Below are 12,356 nucleotides of genomic sequence, written 5' to 3'. Positions count from 1 at the left end.
TACACTATCATTTATTTTTTTTACCACATAGATAGTTACAAATATTAAGCCAACAATGCTATCATTAATATTTTGCTACACCATAGTTTTCCATTATTACTGATACTGCCCCATCTATATACATTGTACTCAAGGCTTTCTCTACTTTAGTAATCACCTCTTTCGAAACCTTCTGTGAAAAGACCATATATTGTTCTTTTGTAATAAATGGATTATCAACCAATATAATTTTACCTTTAAATTCATTATTCTTTTTTATATTCCATCCCAACCCAAGATTATGGTAAAACATTGCTTCAATCCTTTTATGTAATAACATCTTGTACCCTTGATCAATCGAGTGCAATGCAAAAATAGTTACTCCTTTAACCATTCCCAATCGCTTTGCAGAGTTAGTGCCTTGTAATACGCCAAAAGCGAACCCTTTGAGTGAGTTTTCACCATTAAACTCAAACGAATTTGTAGTTAGTTTTGCAAATGTATATTGCATCTTATACAGAGGAGTTGAATATTGGTAGATTTTCTCCCTATCCTTATTTTTGGAAAGACACAAAAACACATCCAACGCTCCACTTTTCAAATACTCCTTTAGTCGTGATATTGGCATATCTATATTGATTGATACTATTTTTATATTATTCTTTTCAAGTCTTTTATTCAGATCAGCTATAATATCAACACAAATGCCTTTTGCATTATCATCTTCTATAAAGTATCTCGGAGGCGCTTTTGATTGAAATGCTGTTTTTAGTTCAATCCCTAGTGCAACATTAAAATGAACCGCTCCAATAAGACCAAAAAAGATGAACTTCTCTTTGACAAGCATACGTTTTAACTACTTAAAACTGAATCATTAAAATAGACTAACTTTTAATTGTAGCAGATCCAACAAGGATAGCAGTTTAAAACTCATCATTTATATCAAAAGCCAAAGGGGAAAACATATAGCTTAACTATTCAATTAAATACTATGTCTTTATCCAGACATATACATCACATCCGTTCTTAGCACATATTTCGTACCTTCCGTTAATTTTTCTCCTTCATGCCAGGTTTCGTGGACAAACATCAGCACCTTCCCTGCTTCCGGCTTAACACTAAAACCACGAAAGAGAGTATCACCTCCTTGATAGCCATCATTCAAATAGATTAGAAAACTTAGCCGGCTTTCTAAGCCATCTTCCTTTAAACGACCATCTTTGTGCATTTTGAAACGCTGCCCTGGCGTATACTTGTAAAAGCGAAACTGACGAGATAAGCATTGCGCAGTACAACCATTCAATACAGGAAGCTCAACTTGCTCTAGTATGTGCCAGAACTGTTGAGCTAATTCAGGATCGTTAAGAAAAACCCTTTCGTTATTCCGAACAAACGGCATGGATTTATAGCCATTGTGGGTTCGCAAAGTGGCTTCGTCAAAACCAATATTTTCGGCTTGTTCAATTAGCTGGACACATTGATCACCTGATATAAAATCATCGATTGTCCAGATTCCTTCATTAATATGCTTAATAAACATATAAAACTAATATCTCTTGTATATAGGCCAATCATTTGGATCTATACTTAGATCTTTATCATCAAAGCTTTCAGATTCTATCTGTATTTCATTTCCGAAAGGATCAAGAATACAGGCAGCATATCCACCTGGATGAGAGCACATTAATGTAAACTTTACTCCCTGGTCTCTTATTTTTTTACAATATGACAAAAATTTTTTTTCTAAAAAGTATGTAAATATGGCAATTCGTCTTTGACTTCTATTCTTTTCCCTTATTTCTCTATCCATTTGTAGACGTATCCCAATTTCATCACTTTCTACACATTTAGGTACAAAAAAGTCTCTTTCTTGCTTAAAACCCAAAGTTTCAACAAAAAAAACTTTCGCAATTTCGGCATCATCCACAGGAATAAATATAAATATCTTTGGCATATTAGCAATCTAATTTTGATATTGGTCTTTGGCTTACAGGGGCTTCAGCTCTCGCCTTTTTAATTTGTTTAGATGCCCCCTTATAAACCTTAGCATCCAACTCTTCTAGAGTTCTTAACTCAGTTTTATAAAATGAGCTTCTATGTTTTGCAGCATATTCACCTATATCAATAAATACATAACCTTCTTTATGTCTATCTCTTATCCACTGAGCATTTGCTTCATTTGCAATTATTTCCCAATTTTTTGAGCCAAACCTTTCCATTACCGCCCCAGACTTTTCCATAAGAGATGTCCAGTCTTTCTTAATTGTTCTAAACTCTTCATTTGGTCTGAGTTTCCTCATATTTTTTGCATATGCTTCTACTGCTGCTTGCCCCTCTCCTATGAGTACGTAACTTGCAAGCCCTAAAGGATCAATCCAATGTACAGGATTTTGAACGTAGCTATATAAATTATTACCACCTAACAACCCAATTGGATCCTGATTAATAAACCGCCCTAACCCTGGATCATAATACCGGTGTCGGTTGTAGTGTAGTCCGGTTTCTTCATCAAAATATTGGCCCTGAAACCGTAGGTTATTTTGGATATGCTCAACTTGTTTTCTCGCTACATTACCATAAGCGCGATATTGAACGGACCAGACGATGTTGCCTAGCCCGAATATTTCATCAGATATCAAAGATTCTGGGCATTCTGGCTAAATAGTTTGCTTCAATTTCCGAGAAGCCTTGGTGGTTCCAAGGCTTGAGGGAAATGGAGCAAAATATAACGCCAGAAAGTTCAGAAATTTGATAAACAGACTTGAGTATAAATTATACCAATAATAAAAATGCTAAAGGCTTTGGTATCACTGAGCTACATGGGGTTTTTCTGTGGTTTGATGAAATATTCGGGCTAGCATCACTGATTCCTTGTGGAGTACCTAAATGATCCAGGTGATAAAAATAAACCTGATTATCCTGCACTAACGCGAGTGGTCGAAAAGATTCCAGCTCATATAAGTAGGTCTTATGAATGTTCTGTCTTGTTTCTGAAAGCAGGACATCGCCATTCCAGAGGAATTGGCCGTTTAGAGCCTCATTGTTATAAGCAGCTAAAAATCTAGCAGTCAATAAACTGATTCAATAGACCAAATTGTTAAAGAACATTAAAAACTTGAACGTTAGGTCTTGCTGTGTAAGTCAGCTATTTTCAACACATATTGCTCACTGTAGTATAATAACCCTTTTAAGGTGCCACATTACTTTAAACAGCTTGCTATAAGGTGAGTAGCAATGAAAGACCTAAACCTAGCATTTCTCTATACGTTACACCAAAGCAGGTCGAGCTAAAAATCAAAGTACTTGTCATTTGGAAAAAGCTCTTTTAGTTGGTTTATTGAATCAGAAGTCAGCCTATCTTCATCATAGGCTGAACCCAAGACAGACCTAAAAACGCTGTATTCAACTGTCTCACCTAACGGAAACAGCTCAGATATTTTAAACTTTCTTAAGGGTGAATCCTGCAATAAGATACTTGCTCTTCTTAGTACTAAAATTTCACACCAACGTCCATAATCTGGAATTTTTTTAATAAACTCAACATTAGCAGCCAATTCAACCAATAAATATGAACTAAAATAATCGCTAGATAACAGTAGTTCAAGAACAAGCGACCTTTTCTTTTTTGGGGTTATCTCATTAATAATTGCTTCTAACTGATCAATATTTAAAATTAATGATACCAGCTTGTTAACAAACGTACTTGCTCTCTTATGCTGGATATGCTCAGCATTATGTTCAATGTAGTTCATATATGCTCTATCAAGCAACTGAGCAGTTCTTTGGCTATTTGGAATAACTAAAGCCAAAAAATCCGGTCTCTCAGATATCTCTACAAACTGTTCGTCTACACTTAAACTATTAAAATAAATATAATCCACAATTAACAATCTCTCATATAACTTGGAAGCCCTCTCTTTCCAGCTTTAAATGGTCGACCACCTACTTTACCGCCATTAAACCGAATAAATTTCGCAATTCTTTTTTCTGCATTTCTCAACTTATTAATAGCGGTATTACCTGCTTTAGTAGGCTCAAGAAGCTCACCAAGTGACTTGTTCAACGATTTACTCAACCCTTTATTCGATTCTAGAATTTCTCCATTAGCTTTAATTTTCGCAACTGTTTTTCCTTTTGTATCCTCAACATGAAAGTGAATAGGGTCTGCATGCTCTCGTACTATATCATGATAATTATGTACAACTCTTAGTTTGTCATTTTCTAATAGCACTCGACTAGGCAGTGATGGCTTGCCACTTAACCCTAAAGGATCAGTCCAAGCAATGGGGCTAGGAGTATATTGATATAAGTTATCCCCGCCATCCAACCCTATCGGATCCTGATTAATAAACCGCCCTAACCCTGGATCATAATACCGGTGTCGGTTGTAGTGTAGGCCAGTTTCTTCATCAAAATATTGGCCCTGAAACCGTAGGTTGTTTTGAATATGCTCAACTTGTTTTCTAACAACACTGCCATAAGCCCGATATTGAACGGACCAAACGATGCTACCTCTGGCGTCGCTGATTTCCTGGGGTGTGCCTAATTGATCCAGGTGATAGAAATAAACCTGATTATCTTGTACTAACGCAAGTGGTCGAAAAGACTCTGGTTCATATAGGTAGGTTTTATGGATGTTCTCTCTTGTTTCTGAGAGCAGAACATCGCCATTCCAGAGGAATTGGGTTTCACCAAAGCTGTTTTTTTTACTGATTCTTCGTCCGAGTGCATCGTATGTAAACTCAGTAGTTTGGCTGGCGTTTTCAACTTTAATCAGTTGGTTTGCGTGATTATAGGTATAGCGGGTGACCAGTTTGCCATGCTTGCCCCGTTTTTCGGCGGTTAAATTACCACGACTGTCGTAGGCAAAATGGCGATCTCCTTGAAATAATAGGCGGTTACCTTGGGAATGGCCGTTTGGCTGATCGGTTTGCGCTAAAATAGTACCTGCTGGGTCGTGGGCAAAGCTTTCTTTTATCATGCCATTGACGACAGTTAACCGATCTAAAGCATCGTATTGAAACTGAGTTTCGCCTTTTTTTAAGTCTTTGATTAAGGCTAGGTTACCCGCATTGTCGTATCCGTATTCCCGTTGGATGATTAACTGCCGTGTTTCTCGGCTACCGACTCGATGGCGGGTGAGTCTTCCCATAATGTCGTATTCAAACTGGCTTTCGACTACCCCTTGAATACGATTGACTTCTCGGCCTTGGTTATCACGCCTTACCTGGGTGATCAGCTGGCCGTTTAAGGCGACATCCGTAAATAAACCATCTGGCGTATAGCGGTAATTGATGCTTTGCCCATCGGGCAGAGTAGTGCTAGTGCGGTTACCCAATGGGTCGTAACCGTGGCTGATAGTTTGACTATCTTGGCTTTCTTCGGTGAGTAAGCCAAGGGCATTATAGGTAAAGCTGAGTTTACGATGATTATTATTGGCTTCAGTCAAGCGCCCGGCAGCATCGTATTGAAATGTGCTAACTTCACCATCACTGGTTTGTTTTTCAAGCAGTAGTCCCAGTTTATTGCGTTTAAATTCGGTGATGGGGATACTAGGCTGATCGGGGCTTTCTGTTGTGCTTGTTGTTTCTGTTGCGTCCGCTGTTTTAGGTTCGCTGGTTGGAAGTCTTGGTCCGTCGATATGTTTTATTAGCTGACCAGATTTGTTGTATTCATAATGTTGCTCACGGCCATCAAAACCCACTTCTTGAATTAGATTTTCATTTAAATCATAAATCAGTTGATAGGTTTCACCATTTTCGTTTTTGAGGCCAGTTAGGTTACGCTCGGTATCATAAAAATACTCAAACACTTGGCCAGCAGGGTCAATGCGTTTTTTAACCTGTGCTAGCCCTTCATATTCATACTTTGTGGTACGCCCCACTTCATCAGTAAAAGCGGTAAGCTGTCCTGCGGGGTTATACGCCAGTTTAATCTGTTTGCCATTGGGTAATTGTGCAGCAATTGGCTGACCAAGAGCATCATATTGATAGTAAGTTTGGGCTCCCTGGCTGTCTTGGCTGGCGACTACCTGCCCAAGCTGATCATAACGGTATTGGGTGATTTGGCCTTCGGCATCGGTTTGGCTGACTAATTGTGCTTGTTCATTCCACTGTAACTGCCGTGCATTACCCATGGCATCGGTGATTTGCACAGGCAGGCCAAGGGCGTTGTAATCAATTTGAGTTTGGTTGGCTTCTGGATCAAGGGTTTTGACTAATAGCCCTCGCTCGTCGTATTGACGGCTCCAATGGTTGCCTAATGGGTCTGTTAATGTGGTTGGCCGACCTTCATCGTCATATTCAATCGCGTGGATGTTACCTTCTGGGTCAGTGACTTTAATCAGCAAGCCATCCAGGTTGTATTCGTAAAGGGTGGTATTATCAGCTGGATCAACGGTGCTGACGACATTACCGGCATCATCATATTGGTGTTCAGTCACGCCGCCTAGCGGGTCAGTTTCACTGATGATCTGGCCATTGTCGTTATAGCTATATTGGGTAATGGCACCACGACTGTCGGTGGCCGTGCTGCGATTTTCTTCTGGAAACCAGGCGAATTGATAATCATAAATGCCATTATCACCCCAGTTGCGAACACATTTACCTTGAGGGGTGTATTGATCCCACTCAAAATAAAAACTAAAGCCGCTTTTTAAAGTACGCTGAATAATAATGTGGTTGTTATAAGCGTATTTTTCCCCATGGCCTAGGGCATCCAACACTGCTACTAAATCACCATGGCTGTCATACTGATATTGCACGACAGGTTGGGTATCTGGTGGGGTGTCGCTATCCTGCCCTCGGGTAATAGCAATAATCCGGCCTTGCGGGTCATGATAAAACCAGGCGGCTTGTCCCCAACTAGTGGTCAGTTTAGTGGGTTGTTCATCATTACCATGGGTAATTTGAATAGTATTATCACAGTTATCCCGGATTCCCACTAATTGACCCTGCTTGTTTGAAGCACTGCCGGTTAAGCGGAAGATTTTTTCTGGGCCTTGCTGAGAGATAATCGAAATTAAATCGTTACCTAAATCAAGTACCTGTAGTTTTTCCGTTTGGTTGTAACTTTGACCATTGGCTGGTGGTATGGGTAAGGGGATTGAACGGCCTTCCTGATTGAAATAAAACAGTTGGCTACCTGCTTGTTGAAGCTTTTCACCTAATAGGGTGGTCCAGCCTGTGCCTAATTCGGCCGCTTTATTATTACTGGTGCGGTAGGTGCGATTCCAACTAAATGATAATGGCCCACTTAAGACAAAATCCGTTTGTTCAAGCAACTCTTCACCTGCCACCATACTGATTGGGCAACCATTGGTGCAGGTTTTATTATTGCTGGGGACTTTTTGGCCATTACCGTTTTCACCCGAGGCTTTATTGGTTTTTACGTCGGGTTTTTGTTTGGCTGCAGCGGCTTTTTGTTGTTTAGATTGCTTAGCGTTAAAGTCACAGGATTCACATTTGCCTTTTTTCTGCTTTTTGAATTGGCCTTTGACTTTACCCAAAGCATCGCCCACCATACCGCTCATTTTACTGGCTGCTTTTCCTACAGCTTGCTCGGCTTGATTAGCAACCTTGCCAACCTGCCCTGCCACATTACCTACTTGATCAGAAATTTGCCCAATCACTTTACCGGCTTTTTGCGCAGCAATTTCTGCCACTTTTTCCAGTTTTTTTAACTGTTTAATTCGAGCTCGCATTTTGGCTATTTTCTTGCCAATTTTTAATACTTTACTCGCCGTACGTCCTGCTTTTAAGGGCTTAGCAATAGCATCTCCCACATAAGGGATAACAGATACCAACGATAAAGCACCACCTAAAAAATCCCCACGAGCAAAACTCATACTCGCCCCCACCAAATCAGAGGCAGGTGTTGGGTCTATCAAACCAGCCACATCCACAGCAGCAATAGCCATTTCTGAAGCTTTGGCTTTTTCTAATGTCGCTAATTCCTTTTCAGCATTGGCAAGTGCTAGTTTAACATTCATTTACTTTACTGCTCGAATCTACAAAGTAACTGTTCTTTTAAAAATATTATATTTTAATGCAGTTATTGATATATAATCTCCAAAGTGAAGGGCTATTTAGGCGAGGCCATCAAGCAATGAAGCCCCAGGAGCTTATGTACAATAAGTGACTGGGGTGAATTGCGAAGATAACAAAGCATAAAAGTCATTCACGAAGGAGATTTAATCCCATGCTTCAATATCATATGCCTCCACTGCCGCCTCCCACTCCTCTTCTGTCGTGCTTTCTACCATATATTCAAACCGCTCATCTTCAGGAATCGACTCATCAGTAAGCCTGGCCTTAATCGCTGGCTGTTCTGCAAAATTCGGAGCCACGACAAACATCATCACTACAAAGCTAATTAAGTCCACTTCATCCGTTAGTCCATATTTAGCAGCTTTTTGTAGCCCTTTATAAGTCATTTCTTGTAGATCATGATCAGTTTGTTCTTCAACTAAATCCATGTGTTGTTCTTTTAAATGCTGAACAATTTGCCAGGATAAATTTAATTGTGCCTGAATCTCAAATGCATCGACTTGCTGATCAGTCAGTTTTAACCAAGGCATGGTTAGCTCTGGATTTAATTGAAAATCAGCCCCAGCGACATTATTCAGGTTAAGCCAGGTATTGGCTTCTGCCTGAATATATAACGCTTCAACTGGGCCTAAGAGTAGCTGCTGTTGCTCTGGTTTGCTGGCTCCTAAATAAGCAAATAAAACACGTGGATCAGCAAAGCGAAATAACATCGCTTCACCTTCTGGAGTATTCACTTTAAGTAGGCTTCGCCAGTGATTTAACTGGTTTTCAATTGAGTGTGAAGACAAATAAATTATAGGAAATAAATGATTATTAGCGGCCTCTGCTTGTTCAATGCACCACTTTAAAAACGGGCTATCAGGGGAAACCTTAACTAAATAAGGCGAGGCATCTACCAGCTTGGAAAGCTCTGTTTCCATAAACAATAAGTGGTAGTTTGGTTGCTCCTCTTTTAAAAACAACTCACCAGGTAGTGATTCACTGGCAGCGGGATCAAACAATATATAAATAGCCAGGTTTTCATTTTGATCCAACTGAACTTCAATGGCTGTTTTAATATCATCACATGGGGTCATTTCAACATCCTTAGCACTGGCTCAACTAGCATTTTTGAAGGTGCACTTAAGCTTTTAACTTACAATTTTGTACCAGTGCTTTAGCATTAGTCATCGCATCAGCCAAAGCAATTTGTTGGGCCATACTCGCAAACTGAATCCCTTGATTTTCAGCTGGTGCAGGTGGTGGCGTTGGGGTAAATTTTTGCCCACTAATATCTTTATCAGCTTCTACGGCAGTTGTCGGTGCATCTGGTGAAGCGTTGGTACCTTTTCCTGGCGAACCACCACTATTCAAGCTTACCGTAGGCCCACTCAGGGTAACCCCTGAAGGATCAAATTTAATAAATGAGCCACCGGCTTTAACCGTTAATTCCATTGCGGCATCAAGCACTGTTTTTTGACCACTTTTAAAGTGCACTTCTGAGCCAGCTTCTTCCAGATAATTATTGCCTACTTTTAATTGGCGGCTTTGCCCAATGGTTTCAGATACTTTTTGTGCCACTTTATTAAACTGACTGACATTCACCTGATGATGACTATCAGCTTTTATGTACTCAAAACGATCTTTTTCAACAATTAAATGGCGGTCGACCTCAACATGATCACGGCGGTCGTTTTTCACCCGAATATCCATGTCTTTTTCAGCATGAATGAAAACCTGCTCTTGGCCTTTTTTATCTTCAAACCGAATTTCGTTAAAGCCTTCACCCCCCAACGAGCTATTGGTTTTAGTCGTACTGCGGGTCTTATGCTCAGGCAAATCATAAGGCGGCATGCTTTCACCATTATAAACCGAGCCCATCACCAATGGCCGATTAGGATCACCATCGATATAATCAATAATCACTTCATGACCAATTCTCGGTAGCTTAAAAGCCCCCCATTCACCACCCGCCCAATCTTGGTTGACTCGAATCCAACAAGAGGTTTTTTCATCTTGCTGACCTTCTCGATCCCAATGAAACTGGACTTTTATTCGGCCATGTTCATCGGTATAAATTTCTTCACCGGAAGGGCCAGTGACAAAAGCCGTTTGGGTACCATCAATGGGAATAACTAAAGGCTGCTCTCCTTTTGGGCGAAACGGCGTATCAGCCACTATTGCAAAATATTCATTACTATAACTACTGCCTTGGTCACCACTGGCACTATCAAGTGACTGAGTTTGATATCCAGTGTGGCTGACCTTTTTAACCAAATATTCTTTATTGAATTCTTCTCGCTCATAGCTTGTTAAAGCAAATAGGTAACCTGGTATTAAACGGCAGCTATTACTCACCCCTCCTACGGAATAACGCTGCGCTTCATGCGCCTCTGTTTTTATTTTTGCATAACGCTGTCCTTCAGCTTGCTCAGTATAATTACCAGGGAAATAAAACTGTTGCAACTCACTAAGTTTTTCACCAGCTTGCTCTACTTCCAAAGTCATTTTTGGCTTTTCAAAGTTATAGTCACGAGTGACTACTTTGCCTGGCACTGTTTTTTCTTGACTCCAAAAAGTAAAGGAAACATCCGTTTCTGCCATCAATCCTGATCTAGGATGATACTCCAGCTCCTCCAAAGGGATTTTTTGAAAAACGGGCTTAGCATCCCCCATTATCATCACATGTTTATCTTCTGAATGTTCAAAGTGATAATGGATTCCCTCTTCTTCCATTAAACGGCATAAAAAATCATACTCACTTTCATTATATTGCAGGGTGTAAACTCTGGACTGATAATTGCCTGTCAACTTCAATTGATAGTGTTCTTCGGTTATATTGGCTTCATCCAATACTTTCTTAATAATTTCAGGCACAGACAAATTTTGAAAAATCCGTGTACCGATGCGATGCTGTAAAAACCAAAATTTAGGAACAAGCACCAACTGATAATGGGTGAGCTTTTGCCCCCAATACATATGTGAAAACGAGGCAATTTCACCATGAATAAAACGAGGGCTGTCTGGATCTTGAATTACCATTAACCCCGGCTTACCCACGAGCTCATCACCATCAATATTTTTGTCTGCACTGACTACTTCAACAGTGAAGTTGAACAGCCCAGACATATCCTCTTCGCCTGAAAACTGAACAACACGGCAATCCTTTAAACTGGCTACCTGAATACTAAAAATGCTTTCGTTTGCTGTTAATGCCATTACTCTTTCCTTATCAGCAAGGAGACTACCTCACTGAAAAACCCAACTCATAGGGTGTTAGCCCGACTGCCTTTTCATTTAACTGATAGAGTTTTACAAGTCACTTTTCGATTATCACTTTTTGCTTGTTTACATTTTATTGTAGTCTCATTTAACTTATTGTGATCATCACTTTACTGCTGTAACAACAGGCTTCGCAGAGTAAATCTCAACAAGTTCCTGTAAAAATACTTCGCCTGCCAGATATTCTTGCCTTATGCTACCATCCCTATGCATTACACTTAAGTTAGAAAAAAACACAATGAGAAACTGTTGTATCTGATCAAGCTTTATACGTATTGGAAAGACTGATGAACACTGCCTTTAATATAACAACTCGTTACTTAGCTTTTGGTTTGTTATCCATCGTTATCAGTGGCTGCGGTACCGGCGCTAAAAGCTATCGCCCGGTTGGCGCCTCTGAACCAGCTAATGTAGTGGTCCAAACCAAAAAGCCTGCTCCTGTCAGCCAACCACAACCAACAAGCTCCCAGCCAGAAACTCAACCTCTTCAACGTACTGAAAGTGATGTACATTACATCAGGCCTGGGCAGTCAGCACCCGATTACCGCCAACCGACTAGCAGCCGTCGCCCACCTCCAAGCAGCGCAACTCGCCAGCCATTTAGTAACAGGCCATCTTCTTATACAATTAACAAAATTTCTAAAACCGTTGCCGTACACTGTACCAAACAGCAGCTAAATCAACCCTTGCAATTTAATCGCGGTAGTACTCAACAAACCTTCTGTAGCTACCAGTTTCCCAAACACTGTGGCAACCATCGATTTAGTTTGATTGAATCAGGTGCAAAACAAATTTTGGTTTATCACGATCAACAACTGCAGCTTAATTTGTTAGATAGTCTAAGCCTAAGCAATCAATCAAAAGCAGGGGTTTGGGATTTAGATGATTATGTCAGTTCAGCGGCAAGCGATGTATCCAGCCTATTTAGCAGTGGCAGACAAGACCAGTTAGTAGGAAGGATTATTCAAGCCTCCGCGAGAGACAAGCAACAACTGGCAAGCAATTATATGAGAGCTGTCAGCCAAACAGCCAGTTGCTTCTAGTCTTTTTGCTATCCACAGAAGCCAA

10 protein-coding genes are annotated in these 12,356 nt (G+C 40.3%); 1 reads left to right on the top strand and 9 read right to left on the bottom strand.

What is annotated here, in order from left to right:
* Positions 1–64: 64 nt before the first annotated feature.
* The 9 genes from OQE68_RS15930 to OQE68_RS15895 form a co-directional block, all read right to left on the bottom strand.
* On the bottom strand, positions 65–826 hold the full coding sequence (locus tag OQE68_RS15930) for a substrate-binding periplasmic protein (protein WP_180571256.1): 762 nt from the start codon (positions 824–826) through the stop codon (positions 65–67).
* Between the two features lie 150 nt (positions 827–976).
* The gene (locus OQE68_RS15925; RefSeq protein ID WP_219340212.1) at positions 977–1,519 is read right to left on the bottom strand and encodes a 2OG-Fe(II) oxygenase; all 543 of its coding nucleotides are present in this window, start codon (positions 1,517–1,519) and stop codon (positions 977–979) included.
* A gap of 6 nt (positions 1,520–1,525) precedes the next feature.
* Positions 1,526–1,933 (bottom strand): VOC family protein, encoded by a 408-nt coding sequence (locus OQE68_RS15920; RefSeq protein WP_180571257.1) that lies wholly within the window; start codon positions 1,931–1,933, stop codon positions 1,526–1,528.
* A gap of 1 nt (position 1,934) precedes the next feature.
* Positions 1,935–2,618 (bottom strand): RHS repeat domain-containing protein, encoded by a 684-nt coding sequence (locus tag OQE68_RS15915; RefSeq protein ID WP_180571258.1) that lies wholly within the window; start codon positions 2,616–2,618, stop codon positions 1,935–1,937.
* 133 nt (positions 2,619–2,751) lie between these two features.
* Complete coding sequence (locus OQE68_RS31145; RefSeq protein ID WP_491899820.1) at positions 2,752–2,904, bottom strand: RHS domain-containing protein; 153 nt, start codon at positions 2,902–2,904, stop codon at positions 2,752–2,754.
* A 362-nt stretch (positions 2,905–3,266) separates the two neighbouring features.
* Complete coding sequence (locus OQE68_RS15910) at positions 3,267–3,860, bottom strand: hypothetical protein (protein ID WP_180571259.1); 594 nt, start codon at positions 3,858–3,860, stop codon at positions 3,267–3,269.
* 2 nt (positions 3,861–3,862) lie between these two features.
* Positions 3,863–7,969 (bottom strand): RHS repeat-associated core domain-containing protein, encoded by a 4,107-nt coding sequence (locus OQE68_RS15905; protein WP_266195694.1) that lies wholly within the window; start codon positions 7,967–7,969, stop codon positions 3,863–3,865.
* Positions 7,970–8,170: 201 nt separating this feature from the next.
* Positions 8,171–9,103, bottom strand: a complete 933-nt coding sequence (locus tag OQE68_RS15900; RefSeq protein ID WP_180571059.1) for a DUF4123 domain-containing protein — start codon at positions 9,101–9,103, stop codon at positions 8,171–8,173.
* A 46-nt stretch (positions 9,104–9,149) separates the two neighbouring features.
* On the bottom strand, positions 9,150–11,225 hold the full coding sequence (locus OQE68_RS15895) for a type VI secretion system Vgr family protein (RefSeq protein ID WP_180571060.1): 2,076 nt from the start codon (positions 11,223–11,225) through the stop codon (positions 9,150–9,152).
* A 350-nt stretch (positions 11,226–11,575) separates the two neighbouring features.
* On the opposite strand from OQE68_RS15895, the gene OQE68_RS15890 reads away from it, so the two are divergent.
* On the top strand, positions 11,576–12,331 hold the full coding sequence (locus OQE68_RS15890) for a hypothetical protein (protein WP_180571061.1): 756 nt from the start codon (positions 11,576–11,578) through the stop codon (positions 12,329–12,331).
* The last annotated feature ends 25 nt before the right edge of the window (positions 12,332–12,356 follow it).

This window comes from Spartinivicinus marinus, assembly GCF_026309355.1.
In the GTDB taxonomy this organism is placed as follows: Bacteria; Pseudomonadota; Gammaproteobacteria; order Pseudomonadales; family Zooshikellaceae; genus Spartinivicinus; species Spartinivicinus marinus.
The sequence above is the reverse complement of the archived record's forward strand: the minus strand, read 5'-3'. Positions and strand labels throughout refer to the sequence as shown.